At 49.3% G+C, this 23,524-nt stretch carries 15 protein-coding genes; 12 read left to right on the forward strand and 3 right to left on the reverse strand.

Annotation, left to right across the window (positions count from 1 at the left end; genetic code table 11):
• Nucleotides 1–141 precede the first annotated feature (141 nt).
• The 6 genes from AC4PME_RS18775 to AC4PME_RS18800 are packed head-to-tail and all read left to right on the forward strand — an operon-like array spanning nucleotide 142 to nucleotide 11,025.
• Nucleotides 142–519 carry a hypothetical protein gene (locus AC4PME_RS18775; RefSeq protein WP_491046643.1) on the forward strand — a complete coding sequence of 126 codons (378 nt, stop codon included), beginning with the start codon at nucleotides 142–144 and terminating at the stop codon, nucleotides 517–519.
• Nucleotides 520–521: 2 nt separating this feature from the next.
• Nucleotides 522–1,115 carry a hypothetical protein gene (locus AC4PME_RS18780; RefSeq protein ID WP_491046644.1) on the forward strand — a complete coding sequence of 198 codons (594 nt, stop codon included), beginning with the start codon at nucleotides 522–524 and terminating at the stop codon, nucleotides 1,113–1,115.
• Nucleotides 1,115–1,630 (forward strand): hypothetical protein, encoded by a 516-nt coding sequence (locus AC4PME_RS18785; protein ID WP_491046645.1) that lies wholly within the window; start codon nucleotides 1,115–1,117, stop codon nucleotides 1,628–1,630. The genes AC4PME_RS18780 and AC4PME_RS18785 overlap by 1 nt, the downstream gene beginning before the upstream one ends.
• A gap of 4 nt (nucleotides 1,631–1,634) precedes the next feature.
• Nucleotides 1,635–1,943 carry a hypothetical protein gene (locus tag AC4PME_RS18790; RefSeq protein ID WP_491046646.1) on the forward strand — a complete coding sequence of 103 codons (309 nt, stop codon included), beginning with the start codon at nucleotides 1,635–1,637 and terminating at the stop codon, nucleotides 1,941–1,943.
• A complete protein-coding gene (locus tag AC4PME_RS18795; RefSeq protein WP_491046647.1) occupies nucleotides 1,944–3,254 on the forward strand; it encodes a hypothetical protein in 1,311 nt (436 codons plus the stop codon).
• A 7-nt stretch (nucleotides 3,255–3,261) separates the two neighbouring features.
• The gene (locus AC4PME_RS18800) at nucleotides 3,262–11,025 is read left to right on the forward strand and encodes an LPD38 domain-containing protein (protein WP_491046648.1); all 7,764 of its coding nucleotides are present in this window, start codon (nucleotides 3,262–3,264) and stop codon (nucleotides 11,023–11,025) included.
• A 197-nt stretch (nucleotides 11,026–11,222) separates the two neighbouring features.
• On the opposite strand, the gene AC4PME_RS18805 is transcribed toward AC4PME_RS18800, so the two are convergent.
• Entirely contained in the window at nucleotides 11,223–11,450 is a 228-nt protein-coding gene (locus AC4PME_RS18805; protein WP_491046649.1) for a hypothetical protein, read from the reverse strand.
• Between the two features lie 619 nt (nucleotides 11,451–12,069).
• On the opposite strand from AC4PME_RS18805, the gene AC4PME_RS18810 reads away from it, so the two are divergent.
• The 3 genes from AC4PME_RS18810 (at nucleotide 12,070) to AC4PME_RS18820 (ending at nucleotide 14,044) form a co-directional block, all read left to right on the forward strand.
• Complete coding sequence (locus AC4PME_RS18810; protein WP_491046650.1) at nucleotides 12,070–12,249, forward strand: hypothetical protein; 180 nt, start codon at nucleotides 12,070–12,072, stop codon at nucleotides 12,247–12,249.
• A 256-nt stretch (nucleotides 12,250–12,505) separates the two neighbouring features.
• On the forward strand, nucleotides 12,506–13,522 hold the full coding sequence (locus AC4PME_RS18815; protein ID WP_491046651.1) for an isoaspartyl peptidase/L-asparaginase family protein: 1,017 nt from the start codon (nucleotides 12,506–12,508) through the stop codon (nucleotides 13,520–13,522).
• Nucleotides 13,523–13,621: 99 nt separating this feature from the next.
• Nucleotides 13,622–14,044, forward strand: a complete 423-nt coding sequence (locus AC4PME_RS18820; RefSeq protein ID WP_474851347.1) for a CBS domain-containing protein — start codon at nucleotides 13,622–13,624, stop codon at nucleotides 14,042–14,044.
• 88 nt (nucleotides 14,045–14,132) lie between these two features.
• Here AC4PME_RS18820 and AC4PME_RS18825 read toward each other — a convergent pair whose 3' ends face one another.
• Together AC4PME_RS18825 and AC4PME_RS18830 are read right to left on the reverse strand one after the other, a co-directional pair.
• Complete coding sequence (locus tag AC4PME_RS18825; RefSeq protein WP_491046652.1) at nucleotides 14,133–16,010, reverse strand: phytase; 1,878 nt, start codon at nucleotides 16,008–16,010, stop codon at nucleotides 14,133–14,135.
• Nucleotides 16,011–16,090: 80 nt separating this feature from the next.
• Nucleotides 16,091–18,784: a TonB-dependent receptor gene (locus AC4PME_RS18830; RefSeq protein ID WP_491046653.1), complete on the reverse strand. Its 2,694-nt coding sequence runs from the start codon at nucleotides 18,782–18,784 to the stop codon at nucleotides 16,091–16,093.
• A 324-nt stretch (nucleotides 18,785–19,108) separates the two neighbouring features.
• Between AC4PME_RS18830 and AC4PME_RS18835 the strand changes: the two genes are divergently transcribed.
• The 3 genes from AC4PME_RS18835 to hrpA form a co-directional block, all read left to right on the forward strand.
• Nucleotides 19,109–20,008: a GGDEF domain-containing protein gene (locus AC4PME_RS18835; RefSeq protein ID WP_491046654.1), complete on the forward strand. Its 900-nt coding sequence runs from the start codon at nucleotides 19,109–19,111 to the stop codon at nucleotides 20,006–20,008.
• Nucleotides 20,005–21,030, forward strand: a complete 1,026-nt coding sequence (locus AC4PME_RS18840) for an AraC family transcriptional regulator ligand-binding domain-containing protein (RefSeq protein WP_491046655.1) — start codon at nucleotides 20,005–20,007, stop codon at nucleotides 21,028–21,030. The genes AC4PME_RS18835 and AC4PME_RS18840 overlap by 4 nt, the downstream gene beginning before the upstream one ends.
• Before the next feature lie 40 nt (nucleotides 21,031–21,070).
• Nucleotides 21,071–23,524, forward strand: a 2,454-nt coding sequence (hrpA, locus tag AC4PME_RS18845; protein ID WP_491529700.1) for an ATP-dependent RNA helicase HrpA, incomplete at its 3' end; no start/stop codon positions are given.

The following is a 23,524-nucleotide window of genomic DNA, read 5'->3' on the forward strand; positions in this document are numbered from 1 at the left end:
GAGCCGCTACCCCCATAAAAAGAAAAATGCCAGTCAGCTTAACTGACTGGCATTAAGCAATAGACCACTTTTTACGCTAGTATTACCACGATGCCAAACCTCGCTCTATGCGGGGTTTTTCTGTTGTTGCGCCCGCAAAATATGCTCCCTGAAAAATTCATTCCCCTCATTGAAAGGCTTGGTCAGCGTTTCGGTGAGCCTGAGCTGTTGACCGTGGTAACAGAAGCACTACAGACCGGCAATGCTATTCCCGTTTATCACATGAACATGCTGCTTATCTTAAAGCCCGTGTTCGACGGCATTGGCCGGCCCGGCATTCTCGCATGGGTCGGTATTCACACTGACGGCCAGTCAATGGCTGAAGATTTCACCTTCATTTACCGGATGGCAAAGGCGACCGGTATGCAATTCATCCGGTTCGAAACTAAGCGCAAAGGCTTCGTAAAGCTGGCAGCCCGTTATGGCTACCGGCCTGTCGGTATGCGTGAAGATTACACCATTTATCAGAAAGAGGTTTAACCATGGGCGGCGGTGGCGGAAGCAACAAAGTAGAAGAAACAGATCAGCAGCAGGCACTGGCAAGCGTCAGCATGAAGCGCTGGAATGATTATCTGGATAATTACCGGCCGGTTGAAAATAACTACATGCGCCAGGTAGATGCCATGAACTCTGATTCTCAATATCAGCAGGCTGCCAACATGGCAGCGGTACCCGTCGAGGCGCAGTATTCGCAGGCAGTTAATCAAAGCGCTACCGGCATGCTCGGTTCAGGCATTAACCCCAATTCTGGATTATTCAAAGCAGAACTGGAAAAGCTTGACCGTAACAAACGAAGCGTGAAAGCGGACATGATGAATCAGGGGCAGATGTCGCAGCAAAACCGCTATATCGGCGGTCTGCAAAATGTCGCCGCCATCGGTCAGGGTCAGGCTACCACAGCCATTGACGGTATGGGTACGATTTCCAGTATGAGCGCAGAGAATGCCTATAACTCTGCAAATAATGCGATGCGCAGCACCAATGAAACGCGGGGACTCGTTGGCAGCGGTCTGGGTATGGCCACCAGTTACGGCCTCAGCCAGTACGATAAAAACAGCGCCGGAGGGCAGTCGTAATGAGCATTGCCAAAGGCAGTTATGTCCAGAATGATTATTTTCCCGACTACTACACCAATTTAAACACCCTGAATACAACGCTGGCCGATCCTCAGAACATGAGTTACGTCAGCCCGAATGATGATGACTATGCGTCGAAAACATATGCCAACATCATTAAAAGTGAATACGCAGACTATCAGGACCGGTTCCGGCCCTACGAGCAGAAGTTGCTGGACTATGCCAGCGGAACAGACCTGCTTGACCAGCAACTGGCACGGATTACCGCCAATGTCGGCGCAGCTTATAACAATCCGGGCATGAGCGCCGGCAACATCATGCAGCAGCGCTATGGTCTGACACAAACTGCACAGGGCCAGGCGTCATCACAGCGCCAGAACGATTTGCAGCGGGCAATTTCAACCGCACGCGCACGCAACAACACACGCATCGCTAACTATGACCAGCAAACCGGGATTATCACCGGTGCGAATACTACTCGCTCAATGGTTACTGAAGACATGATAAGAGGTTAATGACATGGGTTACGGCTTATTGAATTCAGGTACATCTACGAAAGACCAGGCTTTATCAGGAATGGAGCAAAATGCTCAGGCTGAACAGCAACGCAATATCGCTAACGACAACATTGAAGCCGCAGAAGATGCCGCAAAGAAAACGAATGCGGCTACCGGTGCAAGTGTCGGAGCTACGGCAGGGGTGACAGCCGCTTCTACGGCAATTTCAAGTGGTGCAGCCGCCGCCGGAACAGGAACGTTACTGGCCTCAGGTCTTGCTACTGGCGGTATAGGTCTGGCTGCAGGCTTATTACTTACGGAGTTATTTTAAATGTCGGGTTTAGCACAGGGTTTTCTTGGTGGCTTTAACGCCATGGAAGGCGCTATTCAGCGTCGCGAAAATAACGATATGCGCGAACGGCAGTTTCAGGCGCAGCAGCAGCAGATGGGGCTGAATAATCAGTATCGACAAGATCAGCTTGCGTTACAGAAAAGTGCCGACGAACGGGCGGCAGCAGAATCTGCAGCGCGAATGACTGGCTACGGATTGCAAAACGAACTCAACAAGCTACAAATTGGGAACTTTCAAACCGGCCTCGACCAGCAAACCGAGAAGCACAACTCTGAAATGGAGCTGCAAAAGGCTCGGACCACAGCGGTGAATCAGCAAAATAAAGCAGATAAGAGAGCCCAGGGCCTGCAGCGGATTAATACCTATACCACCACCGGTGACTGGGCAGGATTTGTCACTGATCCTACATTCAAAGGCACCGACATAGAATTGTTACAAAGTGCGTTCGGTGCGGATAAAGCTATTGCTTTAAACCAGGCATTCCAGAAAGGCGATCGTCAGAGCGTAGTGAGTAATTTCAACAGCTTGTACAAATCGAAGCTTAACCGCAATGTCGGCAATATGACCGGTCGTGACGATGGTATTATCAAAGACATTGAAGCCATTGATTATGAGGAAGTAACCGATGAAAACGGCAATTCCCGCATTAAAATACCAGTACGTGTAACAACGGACAAGGGCCAGTACACCTCTTATATCAGCGAAATGCGAGGCATTGACCCTGATGATCCTGAAAAGGTTTTCACTCCTGAAGAGTTGATCGGCAAAGTCGGCGCAATGGGGCAACTGGCGACCATTTTAAAATCATCCGGTGTCTATGATCAGGTGGGGCAGGGAGTGGGCCGTTTCATGACTTCAAATATGCCTACTGACTCAGCGAACGGACCAACAGCCAAACAGAAAGAGTGGGCGACTATTCAGCAAATATTCGGAGATAAGGGACTTAAACAGTACGTCTTCGATTCTCGCCAGATGTCACAAGATGATGCATTGCAGCGCGGGTATAGGGAAGCCATCGATAAGCTTCAGACTATGCAGGCTAACGGGTATATCGATATTACGCCTGAAGAAATGGATGCAAGAGCCAGAAAGCTTGCCTCTGATGCTTACAACTTTTCGCAAAACTACGACCCGAATGCTGCGCCAGCTCCGAACCCAAAAGAACTCACTGAAAGTCAGCAAAAACTTCTACAGCAAGCAGCTGATGCCATTAAGAATGGGAAAGATCCGCAGGCTGTACGTAATCTCCTCATAGAGCGTGGCATACCCGAAAACCAAATTAATCTGTAGGTGATAAATGGCTATTGATAACAACCCGTTTGCCGATTTACCTGATGCACAGTCGGATCCGTTTGCTGATTTACCGGACGCAAAGAAGTCCGGCCTGCTTGCTGCGCTTGGTTCCGGTATCGACCAACTGCAGGAAACCGGATATCGGGCTGTAAAGGGCTTTACCGAAGTCGGCGAAAACCCGAATGATTATGCCCCCGGCAGTGTCGGGCGTGGCATCGCCAGCGCGATAGGTCAGGGCGGTGCACTCTCACGCTGGGCCGATGAAGGCATTCAGCGTAATCAGGAAGAGGCGGCACAATATCAGCCTGCCGTTTCCTCTTACAAAGATATCGGTTCCGTAAGCGATGCGGCAAGTTATGTGGGCGAAATGACTGCACAGTCTATTCCCATGATGGCTGCCGCCTTTAACCCTGTTACCGCATTTGCAATGGGTGGCGGTTTAGCGAATGAGGCTTATGAAGAACAGGAAGACAAGCAGCCATGGCGTGCCGTGGCCTCCGGCTTTGGACAGATGGGGCTTGAACGTCTTGGTGCTGAAACTGCTATAGGAAGAGTATTTGGTGGTGAAGGCGGCAATATTGGCAAGCGTATCGGACAGTCAATGCTGGGTGAAGGTGCGACTGAAACCGGTCAGGAAGCACTGGCACAGTGGGGTGGTGGTAAATCAATTGATGAACTGGAAAATCTTGATGAAGCATTTGTTGGGGGCGCAGCAGTCGGCGGCTCAATTCGTGGCGCCACTGAAGCCGGCCAGTTTGGCCTGAATCGTTTCCGCCCGCAACAAGAGCTGAACAATGATGAGGAACTGGATTTAACCGCCGCGCCGGCAGCAGACCCTGATCTTGATCCATTCGCTAATGTGACACCAGAATCAGACCAGCCGGCCAATGCCGCAGATATAGCTGTTATACCGGGTAATGATAAGGCAAAAGACTGGGAGCCAAACTGGCAATTCGGTCAGAACGACATGCCATACCGCGGCCAGATGCAGCCGTACCAGTACGAAGGTGAATACGAACAATACCGGGAAACCCCGAACTCTGTGCCTGTTGGTAATGTCCTTGAAGCGCCGGTGATTGATGGTGAATACCGTTCACCGTATGGTTTGCCTGACCGTTCTGATGTCATTTACGGCACCGATGGTCGCCCGCAACAGCAAGCGCAGGAATTTGCCGGTCAGGTATTTGACCGGTCCGGTAGACAACTGGGTTACAACGATGTGATTTATGCATCCGGCCCGACGCCGGAACCTGCGAACCCGAATGCCGCCGGTGATGCTTATTGGAACCAGCAACAGCAACAGTCCGGTGCAGAACTGCAACGCCGTCAGCGTGCACAGGACGCGCAGAATCAGCAACAGCTACTGCCCCAGAAAGACATCATCTTTGCCGGCGATAACCGTGGCGTGCAGATGAAAAAAGACGGCAAGCCCTTCGGTGGTCGTCGCGCTGCAGAACTTACCCAGGAATTCAAACGCGCCCGGGATCAAGGGTTAAACCCCGAAGTTGTGCGCGTCAATGGTGGCTATGGCTGGGTAACCAGTTCGCAGTCAGATCCGTTTGCTGATTTACCGGATATTGGAGACCCCAATGCAGGAAATAATGACCTCAGCGGAATTGATACAGGAACTGAATACAGCGGTAGAGTGGGAAATATTGACCAAAGCGGAAGCGCTGGAATTCCACAACTGGCTGAACAGTCTGGCGGAAACGGAGTGCAAACCGATCCCGGATTACCTACAGCCACTGATGGACAGGCTGGAACTCTGGCTGATGGACGAATCGGAAATGACAGCGCATTAACCAATGCCGACGCATTAACGGATATCGATATTCGAGCGAACGAAGCCGCAACCAGCCCGACCAATGATTTGCCCGAACCCACTCAGGCGCAGAAAGATGCAGGCAACTATAAGAAAGGCCGCATCAAACTGCATGGCCTGAATATCTCAATCGAAAACCCCAAGGGTTCAACCCGGAGCGGCACCGATGCAGACGGAAACGAATGGCAAACCCAAATGCAGCACCACTATGGAGACATTAAAGCAACTACTGGTGCTGATGGTGATGCTATTGATGTATTTGTGGGTGACAAGCCGGATAGTCAAAAAGTGTTTGTCGTTGATCAAGTGGACCCGAAAACAGGAGAATTTGACGAAGCCAAGGCAATGATGGGCTTTGATACTGTTGAAGAGGCAGAAGCCGCCTATCGTGCCAACTATGACGAGAACTGGCAAGGCCTGGGCAATATCACTGAAACGTCAGTCGATGATTTCAAAACGTGGCTGAAAAAGCCGCGTAAATCGAAGCAGGCGTTTGCGAAGCTTCAGCCAAAAACGGATTTTGATACTGCAAGCTCTGAAGAACTCACTACATTGTTTGATTCCCAAAAAGGGAACTCATTCATGCAATCAACTACCGAAGACTGGGGTGACTTGCGCGGGCAGGGTAAGCGAACCGGTAAGATGGTTATGGGCGGCATGCGTGACGCATCACTGCAGGGTAAAAAGACTTATACGGATATTCTCGGCAAACTGAAACAGACTGAGCCCGAAAACTATCAGGATATTAACCTGATGGCGAGTGATGAGAATTATGTGAAGAGTGCTTACGCTCGGGCAAGAGAAGCCGGAGCGGATCATGATATGGCAGTGCGCTATGCGTTAAGTAAATCAGCCCGCGACCCTGCATCTTTCGATGAGATGTTGAAAATCAGACGGAACAAAAATGGTGCAGCAGACCAGCCTGAAAGCCCCGCCAGTCCTACGTTAAAGCCTAAAAACAGCACTCCCCGTGATCAGCAAAAAATCGATACGATTAGCGACTTTGGTGAAAAGCTTGAGGGGGCAAAAAAACACACTTGGGGTGGTTTCAGTGAAACGGTAAAAGAAGAAATAGATGTTTCAGCTGTGCCGCTAAGCAAGTCATTCCCTGATCCGGACTATAAAAAAATGTCGGATGAAGGCGCTGATAAAAAGGTGCTAGGTTTCATCTCAATGCTGAAAGCCAGTATTCCGACAAAGCCGCGCACCAAATACAAAGTGTCCTCGTGGTCAGATACGGTTAACCGTGCACGTAAAATTTCAAGCGATTTGACTGATGGCACTATTACGCTGGATGAAGCAAAACGAAAAGTGCGCGGTATGGGGATCCGGTTTAGCGGGATTGCTGAATCTGTTGATGCCTTTGATAGTGTCAGCGCTGAAGCGCTTAAACAGGCCGGTAAGCGCTGGCGTATTGATTCCGGCAGTTTTTCCATGTTCAACGGTGAGCGTTTCGACAAGCCGAGAAATAAATTTTTCATCACGAAAGACGGACGCCCGGACTATAACCAGTCGTTTGATACACAGGAAGAGGCCACCGCATTCCTTCGTAAGCAGTTAAAAGGCGAAAAAGCGGAGGCAGGAAAACGGCAAAGTAAAATCTCTGTCTATCAGGACAGATATACCAAAGAGTATTTCTTAGGCTGGAAGGGTGCTAACGGCGTTCTGCGGATCAGTTCCCACGACAACATTGTGGATGCTCGCAAAGAGCTGCGCGATAACCGTGATGCAGTAGAGGCCAAGCTGGCAAAACTGAAAGAAACGCCATCAATGCGGCGACCAGAAAACAGAAAGCGCGTCGGGCAAGCACGGTTTGAAGGCAATGTAAGCCCTGATTACTTCTCTGAAGAGTTTGGTTTCCGTGGCGTGCAGTTCGGCAATTATGTCGAGAACAAAAAACGGCAGCAGGATCTTAATCAGGCTTACGATGGGCTAATTGATTTATCTGAAGCGATTGGCGTGCCCCCTCGGGCGCTATCTCTTGATGGCAAGCTGGGTATTGCCTTTGGTGCGCGTGGGAACGGTGGGAAGAACCCAGCAGCTGCGCATTATGAAACAGGTAATGCCGTCATAAACCTGACAAAGAAAAACGGTTCCGGCTCACTTGCTCATGAGTGGTTCCATGCACTGGATAATTACTTTGCTAATGGCTCGACAAGTAAGCAGTCGTACATGACTGAAGAAAATCGTTATAAGCGAATTGAAGGGATCCGGCCGGAAATGCGTGAAGCGTTTTTGAATGTGATTAACGCCATTGAAGACACTCAGATGCCAGCGCGAAGCGGGCAACTGGACAAGCGCCAGAGCAAGCGTTACTGGGATACGAAATTAGAAATGGCGGCTCGGGCATTTGAGCGATACATCATTGATAAGCTCGACGGCAATGCCCAGCAAAATGATTACCTGGCTAATGTGGTCAGCGAAAGCGCGTGGGCTGAAACGGAAACGGAAGGCACAACCTACCCATACCCCACAGAAGCCGAGGCGAAAAAGATTAATGCCGCTTTTGATCGGTTCTTCCGAACTATCGAACACAGGGAAACTGATAACGGCAACGTCGCACTATTCAAGCGGGCCAGTAACCCCGACACCCCGACTAACAACAGTCGTCCTGTTGTCAGCGCGGCGGATGCAGATAAAGTCATCAGCGACTTCCGTGCTGGGCTCAGTGACGGCGCTGGCGACAACTTTGTTGTGGCGTCGTCTTATGATCAACTTCCTGACGATATAAAAGAGCATGCCAAGCAGCAAGGCGCAGAGGGCGATGTAAAAGGCGTATTCCATAAAGGTAAGGTCTTTGTGGTTTTAGACCAGCATACCAGCCCCGTCGATCTGGAAACAACGCTTTTTCATGAAGCGTATGGTCACCAGGGCATTAGCAATCTGTTCGGCAAAGACATTACCCAGAAACTCAATAAGCTGTTTACCGCCATTGGTGGCATGAAAGGCTTGCGTGAAACCGCAGCTCGTCACGGCATTAATCTGGAAGGTTATATCTCTGGCATTAAAGGCACAGACTGGCCGCAGGATGTGAAACACCGGGTATTAATGGACGAATTACTTGCGCATCTGCAGCAAGATAATAAGCCGTCTGTTAAACGTATGGCCCGGGAACTCGTCGGCGCGGTTCGTCAGGGCCTGAAGAAGCTGGGATTAATGAATCTGTCGAATGTCAGCGATAGCGACTTGTTTTATATTCTCCGGCAGGCCCGCAAAGCTTCACAGAACGGTGATACTGTTGATAACGATGTGCCGCTGTTCCGCAGGACGGATGAATCTGAATCACCCGCTTTCCGTGTACCCGATGAAACCATGATTCAGAAATACATCATCCGGCGCCTGCAGGATAAGTTCAGCCGGGTAAAACAAACCCAGAAAGCCATTAAGGATAGCGGCCGTAATATCTCTGAATCTTCCGATGTGTATGGCACCGAAGCGCTGTATTACGGGAAAGTAGAGGAAGACTTCAGACAACTGGATGAGAAATTTATCGAGCCAATGGCGAAAAAAATGGCCGCGGCCGACATCTCGCAGCAGGAGTTGGACCTTTACCTGTATGCCCTGCATGCCCCGGAGCGTAACAAGCACATTTACGAAAACGTGGATGAGTCAACGCAATCCGGCTCCGGTATGAGCGATGCAGAAGCAAAAGCGATTATCGACAGCGTTAACCGGGATCCTCGTCGTCAACAGTTTAACGAACTGGCCCGCAGTGTCCGGAAGATGATTGACGATCGCACAGCGGAAATGAAGCGCCAGGGTTTGATTGATGATGAGACATTCAGTTCTTATCAGAACGGCTATAAGTTCTATGTGCCACTGAAAGGGCAGGCCGGTGATGAAGGTGGCAAGCCGAAAGGCACGGGCGCCGGTTTCAATATCACGGGTAAAGAAAGCATGAAAGCTATGGGCCGGAAGTCGAAAGCAGAAAGCCCGCTGGTACATGCTTACCTGGATACGCAACAGGCCATTGTCAGGGGTCAAAAAAATCAGGTCGGTAACGCAATGTTAAATCTGATTGAAGAAGTGCCGAATGAAGACTACTGGAATGCGTATACCACCCAGGGCCCGATGAAAGTTGCGCAAGACAAGGACGGCAAGAAAATCACCCGGCCAATGAATCACATCGAAATGGCCGCAGCTGCACGCAACCCAAATGAGCCCTGGTTCGCAACAAAGCGGGATGGCAAACAATACTTCCTGCACTTTGCTGATCCGGTGCTCGCGCAGCAGCTGAAAAACGTGGGTGTCGATAACGGCAATTTTGTTACCCGGGTACTGGGTTCAATTAACCGCTACCTTGCTACCATGTCCACATCCGCCAACCCTGAGTTCCTGTTTACCAACGCTTCGCGGGATATTCAGACCGCACTGTTCAATCTGGCGGCAGAATCTGATCTGAATGACGGCCGTATTAAAGGCGTCGACATTAAGCAGTTCTCAGCCAATGTACTTAAAGACTTGCCGAAATCATTCAACGGGATCCGCAAAGCGCTGCGCGATGACGACTTATCGAGCGAATGGTCACAGCACTTTGACCAGTTTAGGAAGAATGGTGCAAAAACTGGCTACTTTGACATGAAGGACTTGGACCAGCAAACCAGTGCACTGCAGGCCATGATGCAATTGCAGAGCAAAAAAGGCATGCTGCAGTACGGTAAGAAGGCGCTGAAATTCATTGACGATTACAACTCATCGGTAGAAAACGCGATCCGGTTGTCAGTTTATAAAAACGCTATCGACGCCGGTGTCACTGAACGCCAGGCGGCACTGCTGGCAAAAGATCTCACGGTTAACTTTAATCGCAAGGGTGAGGCAGGAACGTGGCTGAACTCGCTTTATCTGTTCGCGAATGCCGGTATTCAGGGAACGGCCAACTTTGCCCGTGCTATTGGTAATTTTAAAGTTGTCGACGGTAAGAAAAAGCTCAACCTTGCACAGAAGGCAGGCATAGTCATGGCCGGTATCGGTTTCGGCATGGCTGCACTCAACCGCCTGATCGCCGGTGAAGATGATGACGGTGAGAGTTACTGGGATAAAGTGCCGCAGCATGTAAAAGAACGAAACTTCGTGCTGATGATGCCGGGCAGTAACGACTATGTGACGCTGCCTATGCCGTACGGCTATAACATCTTTGCCAATATCGGTACTGCATTCGAAGATGTAACCTTCGGTGAAGGTGATGTAGCTGAGAACACCGGCTGGCTAGCTAAGGCCTTTCTTGCTTCGTTCCTACCACTGGGTTTAGGTGATGGCAGTGATGCACTTGCCACTACAATTAAAACAGGCGCCCCACAAATCATGAAGCCCGGATTTGAGCTTGTGGATAACACCAACTTCTTCGGCGCCAATATTTATAATGACAACAATGACCGCTTCGATACGAAGAAATCCGACGCGGCCACACCGTTCAAATCCACCAATCAGTTCTATAAGTCTGCAGCGATGGGCCTGAACGAAGCTACTGGCGGCAGTGAATACCGCAGCGGTGTCATTGATGTTCATCCAGAAACGATTCGTTATCTGGTTGAGTACATCGCCGGCGGTGCCGGTCGGTTCGTAGCGAATACTTTTGACAGTACGAGCAAGGCGGCCAAAGGCGAGATGGAGCCGGACCGCACGCCATTCGTTCGCCGGTTCTACGGTAAGACGAATGATTACGGCGATCAGGAGACGTTCTATAACCGACTTGATGAAGTGGAAACGCTGGATAAAGAATTACGCTCTTTACGCGGGCCAGACCGGAAAGCGTTCCGTGATGAGTACTTAGCAAAACTACGCCTGGCACCGCGTGCAAAGGCCACTTCGAAGATGCTAAGTAATTTGCGTAAGCAGAAGGAGAGGGCGGAGCAGCAAAACAACAGTGAACAGGTCGATAAAATTGATGAGAGAATGGAACTGATCATTGACCGATTCAATAAGCAGTACAATGAGGCGGGGGATTAACTATCCCGCCAGGCCATCCGTAAAGCCTATGTAGGCCTGAAATAGCATGAGCGCTATCACCAGAAGGTATTTTATCTTTTTGCGTAGCGCGTATTTTTCATATGGTGTCAAAGGTGGTCGCTCACCGCATTTAATAGAACAGATAGTGTAGTACAAAAATCACTCTATTAGAAGTAGGTGAGCGCCCTGCCATGTTGCTAGTTTGAACCCGTATCGCTCTTTTCAGTCATGGATTCTAATACTGTAGTAGTGAGCAGCACCGCCTCTTTACAATCCTCGAGTACTTTGAATAACATCTTTTCGATGTATTCACCTGATAGCCCTCCCTTGCTGGCAGCGTGTAAAGGCAGGCTTTTAATGTTCTGAATACTTGCCTCGCCCAGCAGCACTGCCCGCCGCAACTCTTTTACTTCGCATTTCTGCATGTTAATATCCTCACGTTAATAAGTGGTGTCTGTACATACCGCCCCGACCAAAGTGCTTTATGTGCAGACGCTGCTGTCCGTCCGAAAATAAATATGTATGTCCGTCCAGTCATCCTCACTTTAGCGAAATAAATTAATTCGTCAAGACCTCCGGAAATCTAAATTTTCATTTTTGAGTCGTTCATTAAAAAATAATATCGTGCGCACGATTTATGTAAGCAATGACATACAAAACACCTTCAAAAACCGTTTTAAATTTTCAAAAAAACAAACCCGCTGTTTTAATTTAAATTTTCAAAAACGCCATTTTAAATGGGTTTGAAGCACGTCTTTCGCGTGCTGGATATAATAGATTGTCTATTTTAGATATCTTGTTTTGAAAGTCATAATATGACACTAAAAATGCCGCTAAACCGCACCACAGGCTCACTAAATTAAATTGGAAAATGACATTTTCAAATCTTGGTGATACTTTAAAATCACTCCTGCCGATTAAAACAAGAGATTGAGAAAACACATTTTGAAAATGAGAAATGCAGTTTAAAATGAGTTGTTTTGAACTGTTTTAAGATGCATTTTAAACTGAGTCTGTTTTAAATTTTGAAGATGGGGCTGGCCGATGGATGATGCAGATCTGCCTGAGATTGACACCCAAGTGGTGCTCGTTACCAAGCATCCTGCGATGATTTTGAAGGCTACATGGTGCGGTGAAGTGTACAAAATTCACGACCACTGGGCGATAAAAACTGTGCGCCCGTTTGAGATCGACCGGTGGGACTATATCGGCCAAGGCAGTTAGCCTTATCTGAACAAAATAAAATTGTGTCGATATTGGTGCGAAATTTTACAAAATACGGCTGTATCTCAGGTATAGCAATGATGTACAGAGAACGTGCCATAGCATTGATGGCGCATATTGTGTCATTGGTAAATAAAATCCATTAGAAAAACGTTACGCGGGGCACTATACCAGCGCAGCAGGGTGCAAGCCAGTTTGCGGCTGATGAACTGATCCTCCGGACGACGTTAAACATGAACAACAACAAGGAAAAGGAATGAAAAAGTTTCTCGCGGCTGTGATGTGCAGCGCTTTGACATTAAGTTCGCAGGTAGTGGCGGCTGAAGATAAACCGGTGGCTATTGTTATCCACGGCGGCGCCGGAACCATACTAAAGAAGAATTTCACGCCGGAACTGGAAAAAGCCTACAAAGATACCCTCAGTGAAGCAGCAAAAGCAGGCTATGCGTTGCTTGAACAGGGCGAGCCCGGTGAAAAGGCAGTGATTGCTGCAATTCAAATTCTGGAAACCTCACCGTTGTTTAATGCCGGCATCGGAGCTGTGTATACCTGGGAAGGTGAACACGAACTGGATGCCTCATTAATGCACGGCGGCACCCATAATGCCGGTGCGGTGGCCGGAGTAAAAACCATCCGCAGTCCTATCGCTGCAGCGTCGGCCGTCATGCACTTATCACCCCATGTCATGCTATCCGGTGAAGGGGCAGAAGCTTTTGCAGAAGAGCAGGGACTGACGCTGGTGGATAATCATATCTTTGACACTGAAAGACGCTTTGAATCACTCAAAAAGGTGAAAGCCCGTATGGAAAGTGCTGGTTTGTACGGCGATCAAAAAGGCAATGAACGTTTCGGTACAGTGGGCGCAGTCGTGCTCGATAGTGAAGGCAACCTGGTCGCAGGTACTTCAACCGGCGGAATGACTGCCAAGCGATACGGCCGCATCGGCGATTCGCCTGTGATTGGTGCCGGTACCTGGGCTGACAACGACAGTTGTGCGGTGTCGGCGACGGGGCATGGTGAGTTTTTCATCCGTTATCATGTTGCTGCAGATATTTGTACCCGTATGAAATATCAGGGCACAACGTTAAAAGAGGCGTCTGATACAGTTATTTTTGATGTGCTCAAACCGGTGGGTGGTGACGGCGGCATTATTGCCATTGATAAAGAAGGTAACATTGCAGCACCGTTTAACTCAGCGGGCATGTACAGAGCGAAAATTGACGGTAAAGGTGTTCTTTCCGTGGGCATTTTTGAGCAATGGGAAACATTGTAAAAATTATGTACAAATCCGGCTGAATTTATTCGCGTCCGGGCCACGGAGGGTCTAGGCTGAAAGTAACGACACGTCATGGTGACGTACTGGAGGCTAAACATGGAATCTTTGCAAGTAAGCGATTATATGAATCATCATCCGGTGAAATTAACCGAAGACATGACCGTTGCCGAAGCCGTTGAAAGACTTCTGGCAAATAACCAGACCGGTGGCGCTGTTCAAAACGCGCGGGGGCAGGTGACGGGATTCTTATCCGAACAGGATTGTCTGAAGATGATGATTGAGTCGAGTTATTATCGTGAGCAAGTGTGTCGGGTGAAAGACATTATGCAAACTACCGTCAGTGCAGTGAAACCCTGGAATTCTGTACTGGAAGTGGCGCAGCGACTGATTAACGAACGCCCGAGGGTTTTTCCTGTTATCGACGATGACGGTGTACTCGTTGGCGTGATAAACCGTGCCGCTGTACTAAAAGCCATTGATAAGCAGCTTCAGTCGGGTTACGACAAAATGGCTGTTTAAGTTACCGCTTACAACGGCAGACATCCAAAAGAAGAAACCCTTGTTATTAACCATAGCAAGGGCCCGTTCTCCGTTTTGCAGTGAGCTGTTATTTCCGGCGGTACTTGCGGATAAATTCTGCAAGCAGTGAACCGGAAACCAGCTTGAAGTTTTGTTGCTGTGAAGGCATCACGTTGTGTCCATCCTGGACAACCAGCAAGCCATCCGGCAGGTTTTCACCGAAGGGCAGAGACATGGTTTCCAGCCCGTCTGTTTCTGAAACCCCGTCGATGCCTTTTTTAAGATCAGGCACAATATCAAACGTGCCCAGCAAATGGTTATTCGCTGTGGCGTAAACGGCGTAGCGGTGATTGCCCTGACTGGACACTATCAGATAACGTTCCCCGTCCACATCAAACAGGCCCATACCTTCAATATCGTCTTTTACCGCACCTTCTGCTTTTGCAATAAGCGCTGGTTCAGGGTTACTGATATCCAGACTGCGCTTCCACACGCCGGCATCTTCTTCGCCGTAATACAGCATGGCATTTTCATCATCTGCCACACAGCCCTCGGGCTGTGAAGGAACGGTAAACCGGTCGATGATCTTGCCTGTCACTTTGTTGTCTTCAAAAGACAGGCGATGCCGCTCGTAACTGCCATCCGTATCGTTCACCAGTACGTCAACACCGTTTGTATGTTGGTACAGGCACAGACCATAAAGATCGTTTAATTGCGAGGGCAGCTTGCCGGCAGGTATAGCGTTTCTGGTTGCCGGGTCCAGCAGGAATATGTCAACCGTGCGGGTAGTGCGGTTCGAGGCTGCAGCAATGGCAAGTTCATGTCCGGCTACCTGCCAGCGGGACCGCACATCGACGTTATTTAGCCTGCCTGCATTCAGATGTTGAAGTCGATTGCCTGATAAATCATATAAATCCATCCCGGATTTTTTGTCTGTACCGATAATCACTGAGGATTCAGGTGTTTTGTCGTTGTACCAGATAGCCGGATCGTCAGCAGCATCACCAAAGCGGGCAACGGGATCGGTTTGGGCGAATGCAGTTAAATGTCCGTCTGCTGATTGTGTGCGGCGGGTCGCCGTTTGCGGTGCTGAAACCGGTAATACAGCGGTAAACAGACTTTCGCTGTTATCGTCATAAAGGCCGATCACAGTATTGTTGTTAAACGGGGCAGCCCTGACTGCTTCCCATTTATGTTCTCCGTTTATTTTAAATTCACTGATATTGTCATTGCGGAAAACATTCACCACCGGAGCGTCAGGGGAAACGAACACTGTCAGCCCAGCTGCCTGGCCGACACCTTCAACGCCTTCGCTCGTTACGCCGCGCTGTTGCGTCAGAATAAGGGAGCGGCCATCACCGGCTTCGGCATGATGGTCGTATTGCCACAATCCGGTGTTTTCATCAGCCAGATACACATAGCCGTTTTGAACATCAGCCTGGCAACTTTTAATGCCCGGACCCGTATTAACGGTCCGTACTTCTGTAAAATGATCGTCTGTCAGCCAGTGCTGCTTCATTTGTCCTGTGGCGTCTGCTGTAGTCAGCGTCAGATTTTCACCGGAAACAGATAAACACAGCGCTTCAATGTCAGCCAGATCTGCCTGCAGCGATTGCTGTTTTTCAAACTCTTTAGTACCGGTGTTGTAGCGGTACAGCTCAACACCATAGGTATCGTTGTTAAGCGCTGCAACCGTCAGGGTGCCGTTATGCTGCAGTATATCGGATTGACTGAAGTGACCGGGCAGTGTGCTGATTATATTCTGATTTTTACCGGTCAGAATCAGGCCCCGGGTTTCGCTGGTAACCAGATAATGCAACTGATTGTTAAAGACCAGCGGAGTTAACTGATTACCTTCAATTGAAAAGGCTGTTGCATCGATGGTGATAGGGTCGGCCATCAGCTTTCCCGGCGCAAAAAGCAGAGAGGCAAACAGAAAGGCCAGGGGAGTATGTTGTTTTTTCACATTAAATCTCATTGAAATCGTTAGCAGTCTGAGGGAAGAAAATCGAGGTGCAGCATCAGCCGCACCACGGTGCCTGCAGGTTACATTTGCCAGGTAAATCCAAGTTCAAATGTACGACCGTATTCTTCGTACTGCGCATTGCGGTTTCGCTGGTCGAAATAGTGGTAGTAAGGCTCGTCACTCAGATTAATGCCGTTGAAATAAATCAACATGTCATCATTGATGTAATACTTGCCTGAGAAATCAAGCTGGTGGTGGTCGTCTTCCATACGAAGCATATCGCCATCGATTTCTTCCAGGTTCTCGCTCTTGTACGTCATAGTAAGACGCAGGCTGACCAGGTTGTTTTCGTAGCCTAACGTAAGGTTACCCACCGTGTCTGACTGGTTAGGCAGACTGGTTTCAAATGTTTCACCGTCAAGCAGGGTAGTAGCATCAGAAGACGAGAACGTACCGTTCGCTGACATTAAAAAGCCGTTATCAAAGGCTTTCACCCACGACAGCTCAAGGCCGTGTAAGCTGGCAGACTCACCATTAACAGGCTGTACCACTTCGTCATAGCCCTGCCAGTCTTCTGTACCGGCTACGTCTGCATATACGACAAAATTATCTATGTCTTTATAGAAGTAACCGGCAGAGAGCACACCGATTGCGCCGGGATAATACTCAACAGACAGGTCTACGTTGGTAGATTCGTAAGGCTTAAGTTGCGGGTTACCCACTTCGGCTTCCCGTGAGGTGACAAAGCTGTCGCCGTCTTCTTCTGTTTTGCTCTCGATGATCTGGTATGCCGCTACATCTTCAAACTTAGGTCTGGCGATAGTTTGTGTAAATGCACCGCGCAACACGACTTTGTCATTCAGGTCGTATCTGAGGTTAACACTTGGAAGCCAGTTATCGTAATCACGATCCGCATTCCAGGCGGTGTTGATCACTTCTTCAACGTCCGTTTCTTCATTTTCGACCAGTTCAACCCGCATACCGTCAGTGCTGAAGTCCGTGCGCTCATAACGTAAACCGGCAACCACACGAAGGGCATCAATGTTGGCTGTTACCATGGCGTAGGCCGCGAAGATATCTTCATTGTTGACATAAGACGCCCCGTTAGACTCAACTTCTGAGTCCAGTTCGGCCAGCTCAAGAGCACTGCGGTTACTGTTGAAGTTATTTCGCAGTGCGTTTCTGTCCAGTCCGTCGCCAAAATCACCAATATTCCAATCCGGAGTAGCAGTTTCAAATCCTTCACCTGTGATGCCATCAAAGTCACCATCATAAATGGATATCTGGCTTGTATTCACTTTTTCACGGCTGCGGTATTTGCTACCAAATTTAAACTCGCCCTGATAATCGCCTAAGGTAATACCGCGGACAAAGTCAATTTTTGCACTCGTCTCGGTATCCTTCATGTAGTTATCTTCAAAGCTGATTTCGTCTAAATCATAATTCGCCAGTTGCATGGCTTCAGTATTCTGTGTGAGCTGCGGAATGCGGGTGTCGAGGTCTGCACTGATGCTGGCATTATCCTGAACGAACGTGTAGTAAAGGGCATCCGGTTCGTCTTCCTCAGACTTTGCATAACCCAGCTGCCAGTTGATATCCCAGGTATCCAGTTGGTGTTCACCGCCAGCCGCCACGGTCATAATGGTTTGCGTCTCGTATCTGTCTTTACTTTCACGGGCAATTTCAGAGTCTTCGCCATCGAAGGTGAAAATGTTCGCCTGACGATACTCGTTGTCAGAAAACTCGCTGTAAAGGGTGCGAAGGAAATACTGATTGTTGAAGTCCGGACGGAAATCGAAATTGACCGCAGCACCTAAACGCTCACGGGTGATGGTATAGTCACGCTGTTCCAGTTCATCATCGCCGTTGCTTTCAATATTGTCGGAACCAAAATCACGTTCAAACCATGAAAGCGCTGCGGCAACACCAAAGGATTCATTAAACTTGTGTGTCAGGCTGCCTGACAATTTCGGGCTCGTTTTATCTACCAGCTCATTGTGGCTGGCCTGCATAGTAAGTTTGGCTGTGTCCTGCTGATAATCAAAGGCACTGACACTTTTCACTTCGATGGCACCACCGATAGCGTCACCATCCATATCTGCTGTGACCGATTTTGACACTTCAAGAGTCTGAATCAGTTCTGACGGGATAACATCCAGTGCGACAGAGCGCACACCGGCTTCAGGAGAGGGGATGTTAAGTCCGTTAATGGTAACGTTATTTAAGTTAGGATCGATACCGCGGATCCCGACAAAGCGACCTTCACCCTGGTCCCGTTCAATCGACAAACCCGGTAAGCGTTGTAATGCTTCAGCGGCATTCTGATCAGGAAACTGACCAATGGCGTCAGCAGAGACAATAGATGAAATGCGATCAGATACCCGCTGCTGGTTAATGGCACTTGCCTGGCCGCTGCGTTGTCCTTTCACCAGAATATCGGCGATGGCTTTGCCATTATCAGACAGTGCAATGACAGGAGAAACAATGCCTGTTTCCGTTACATTAACCACTTCTGTGACAGGTTGCGCGCCCAGATAGCTAACCTGAAGCGTGTAGGCACCTGCGGGCAGTGAGGGAAACCGGAAGGTGCCGTCTCTGCGTGATTCGGTAATAAGATTCAATTCTTTAAGTGTGATTTGAGCTCCTGCAAAAACACGGGAGTTGTCTTCGTTTGTCAGTTGTCCGGCAATTTCTCCGGCATTCACTGACAAGGCAGCAGAAGAAAGACTGAGCGCAGCTAAACAATGAGTGGTCAATTTTGAAAGACGAAGCATGAGTGCATTCCTGAATTTATAACGTTGTGTTAAGTGACTGGCCGCTACGCTAGAAAGAGTTAATGACAATTTTGTGACCGCATGATGACAGTGACTGTCATAAATAACTGATTTTATTATTTATTATTGTAAAAAATAAAATGGTGAGCCATTTTGACCCTCCACTAACTCATTGATGTTAATAAAGTTATTGCAATGACAGGGAGTTTGGTGCAGCAAACGATCACCGGACTGTCACATTGGTGAGCCAAAATGACCCTGTTATCACAGATATAAAACGGGTAAATCATCACTTCCCCGTCTGATTTAAGGTTTTTACAGGTTATGAATGCGGTTTATCGTTACCGGCAAAGTCATCTCATTGGTGCCAGTATTGGCGCTCAGTGCATTGCATTATATTTAAGTTTTTCTCATGGACAGTTAAAGCCATTTGATCAGATTGCCTGGCTGGATGTCACCGGCGAGGGCAGCGTTATGCTGTTCGCATTTGCCTGGATTATTGCTGCTATTGCCAGCCGGCCACCCGGAAGGGTAACTACCTTGCTGGTGGCAGGCCTGAACTGTTTTGCATTTACCGCATTGCTCGATTTTCTTGATGAAATGTTCACTTATTCCGCAGCTTCAGAATGGTTAAGCATGCTGGAGTCTATGCCGGCTGCCTTTGGTATGGTGATCATGACAGCCGGATTGCTGGGCTGGCACGACGAGCAGAAAGCCCTGAACAGGCAATTGCAGCGCAGAGAGTGGGCGTTACGTAATCATGGGCAGATAGACAGCGTCACGCAACTCTATCTGGCGGATTACTGGCAGGAACGCCTCACAGACCTGAAGCAGCACGGCGGCAGAGGCAGTGCAATCATGATAGACATAAACGGCTTCTCTCGGTTTAACGAAGCCCACGGTTATGCCGAAGGTGACCGGTTTTTACAGGAAATAGCCCGCTTGCTGGTGATGCATGTGCGTGAGTCAGACCTCGTTTGCCGTTTTGCGGGAGACCGCTTCGTGATCTTAATGCCTGATACAGCACATCAGGATGCCCGCCGGATTGCCGGTGATATTCAAACGTCGGTACATTGTCTGGCATTTAAAAGCGGCGCAAATACAACGGCCTTGTTTCAGTCTGTCCGTACAGCTGTTGCAGAGTTCGATGCGCACCAAGACAGTAACAGGTTGCTGTCAGACCTTCAGGACCAGTTAAATCATCAGGATACGCAGGCAGCATGAAACAGCCGGGACATCAGTTATCTTCAGCGCCTTTGCTGAATCCGGAAGCCCGGTGCGTCAGCGCATTGCCGTTTTGCCAGACGCTGCTTAATGTGGCGTGTGCCAAAGGGGCAGATAAAAACAAGGTGCTCAGGGGAACAGGTATTTTCGACGCAGATCTCATGCAGGAGCGTGCTTTTTCGCCGCTACAGATAGCAGCCCTGATGCTGAATGCAGATAAATACGCCGGCGTGCGGGATTTTGCCTTTCAGACCGGACAGGCACTGGCAACATCACAATATAGTGGTGTCCTTAAAGCCATGGGATACAGTAAAAACCTGAGGCAGGCTTTACTGATTTTGCGTCGCTTTACATCTCACATATCGCCGTTAGTGTCGTTTGGTGTTTACCCCCGGCCGCAGGGTATAGTGATCACGCTGCGGGACAGTGCCGGCAAACATAAAGCGTTCGATGTTGCATCACTCATGGTCTGTTCCGCATTCATCGCGTTAACGAAACAATGGTGCGGTCAGAGGCTGCCACTGAGTTTTCATTTTCCGTTTTCCCGCCCCCGTCATATTGCTGAATTCGAAATGCATCTCGGACGGCGCCTGCATTTCGATTCTCCCTGTTTTTACATTACGGTAGATAACGCATCACTACGGAAACCTTTTTTGCATCATGATGGTTATTTGCTGAAAGCATCGGTTTCTCACTATAAAAAGCAATTAATCAGCGGTGTACAGCTGCCGGATTTTATCCGTAATGCAGTTATGCGTAACCCGCATCTTTGCGCTACAGACCTCGCGTCAGCGCTGGATATCAGCCCGGCAACACTGAAGCGAAGACTAAAAGCCTGTCATTGCACGTTTTCAGCACTGGTTGATGATGTACGGCGGGAACAGGCCATATTTCTGTTACAAATTTGCCGGTTATCCAACGAAGAGAGTGCGTTGCGGCTTGCCATTTCAGACCTTACAAACTTCCGGCGCGCAGTAAAACGCTGGACAGGTTTAACCCCCGGCGAATTGCGAAGCCGTTAAACAACATAATGGCTTTATGGTAGACTCTTCCTCTTTTTCGATGTCCCAGAGTAGTAAGGAAAGAGTCTTGTCTTCTGAGCCAGCCGCGCCTTCTGTTTCTTCATTATACGACCAGTTGTCATTGTGTATGCTGGCCGATCGTTTTCCTTTACGCCGTCGCATTCAAAAACTCAGCGGGTTGATTAAATCTCAGTCTGAACAGGCGGCTGACGCCATCAGTGATGTTATGCAGCGCATTGACGCGTCAAAAGCGAAACGTGCTTTACGGGCGGAGAATTTGCCGGCCATTGAATATCCGCCGTTACCTGTCAGTGATAAAAAAGAAGACATCAAACAGGCCATCGCCTCTCATCAGGTGGTCATTGTGGCGGGGGAAACCGGCTCGGGAAAAACCACCCAGCTTCCGAAGATTTGCCTGGAGTTGGGCCGGGGCGTGGACGGCATGATTGCCCATACCCAGCCAAGACGACTGGCTGCCCGCAGCGTGGCAAGCCGTATTGCTGAAGAACTGAATACGCCGTTAGGTGAAAAAGTGGGTTTCAAAATCCGCTTTTCAGACCAGGTCAGCGACAGCAGTTACGTCAAGCTGATGACCGACGGTATGTTGCTGGCAGAGATGCAGCAGGACCGCTTTTTAAATCATTACGACACCATCATTATCGACGAAGCCCACGAACGGAGTCTTAATATCGACTTCCTCCTCGGGTATCTACGTCAGTTATTAGATAAGCGTCCCGAACTTAAACTTATTATCACATCGGCGACCATCGACCCTGAACGCTTCAGCAGACATTTTAATGACGCGCCTATTGTTGAAGTAAGCGGCAGAACCTATCCGGTGGAAATTCGTTATCACGATCCTGAAGAACGGGAAGATGACAACGATCAGACTGATGCCATTGTCCGGGCCGTTGATGAACTTAAACGGGAAGCGCCCGGTGACATTCTGGTGTTTTTAAGTGGTGAGCGGGATATCCGCGATACCCAGGATGCACTGCAAAAGCAGCAATACCGGAACACTGAAATCGTCCCGTTATACGCCAGATTGTCGGCAGCAGAACAAAACCGTATTTTCCAGTCTCACAGCGGCCAGCGCATAGTGCTGGCCACCAACGTGGCGGAAACCTCGTTAACGGTGCCGGGCATTAAATACGTTATTGACCCGGGGACCGCGCGTATTTCACGTTACAGCGCCCGCAGCAAAGTGCAGCGCTTACCCATTGAACCGGTATCTCAGGCATCTGCCAATCAGCGGGCCGGACGCTGTGGCCGGGTATCAGACGGGATTTGTATCCGCTTATACAGTGAAGAAGATTATCTTGGTCGTCCGGCATTTACCGATCCGGAAATTCTGCGTACTAATCTCGCGTCTGTCATCCTGCAGATGCTGGCGCTGGGGTTGGGGGATATCGGCGCATTCCCGTTTGTTCAGCCACCGGACAGCCGCAATATAACCGATGGCTTCAGGTTGCTTGAAGAAATTCAGGCGATTAAGCGGGGTAAAGGCCAGCCAAAGTTAACGGACATGGGCCGCAAAATTGCCCGCTTACCGGTTGATCCCCGCTATGCACGAATGGTCATCGAAGCCGGGCGCACGAATGCGGTGCGGGAAGTCATGGTGATTGCTGCCGGTTTATCTATTCAGGATCCCCGTGAGCGGCCACAGGAAAAACGTCAGCAGGCAGATGAAAGGCATAATGAATACCGTGACAAAGACTCAGACTTTATCAGTTTGTTTAATTTGTGGCAGTCGTTCAGAGAACAGCAAGCTGCGCTGTCTAATAATCAGTTGCGCAAGTGGTGTAAAGCGCGGTTCATCAATTATCTGCGTATGCGTGAATGGCAGGACATTGTCAGTCAGCTTAAAAAATCTGTAGTGGAAATCGGTTTGGGGATCAGCAAGCAGGATGCTGATTTTCAGTCTGTACATCAGGCGCTTTGCAGCGGTTTGTTGTCGCACCTGGGCATGAAAGACAAAGAGCGGGAATATCTCGGCTCACGTAATTCAAAATTTATGATCTTCCCGGGCTCCGGCCTGGCAAAATCACAACCTAAGTGGATCATGGCGGCAGAGCTGGTGGAAACGTCGCGCCTGTTTGCCCGCATGAATGCGAAGATTGACCCGGCATGGGTGGAGCCTCTGGCAAAGCATGTGACCCAGTCCAGTTATTCAGAGCCTCACTGGTCTAAAAAGCGCGGCGCTGTGGTGGCTTTTGAAAAGGTCAGCCTGTTTGGCTTGCCCATCATCCCAAAGCGGGCTGTGGTTTACAGTCAGATTGATCCGCATGTGTCTCAGGATTTGTTTATCCGTCACGCGTTAATTGAAGGTGATACCAAACTGAATAACAGCGTGCTGGCAGATAACCAGGCATTGCTTGATCAGGTCGATGAACTTGAGCAGAAAACCCGCCGCCGGGACATCATGGTTGACGAAGAAGCGCTGGTGGCCTTCTATGCGCAGCGTTTACCGGTGGAAGTCAATAACGAAGCTGCG

It is taken from the genome of Alteromonas sp., from assembly GCF_984505615.1.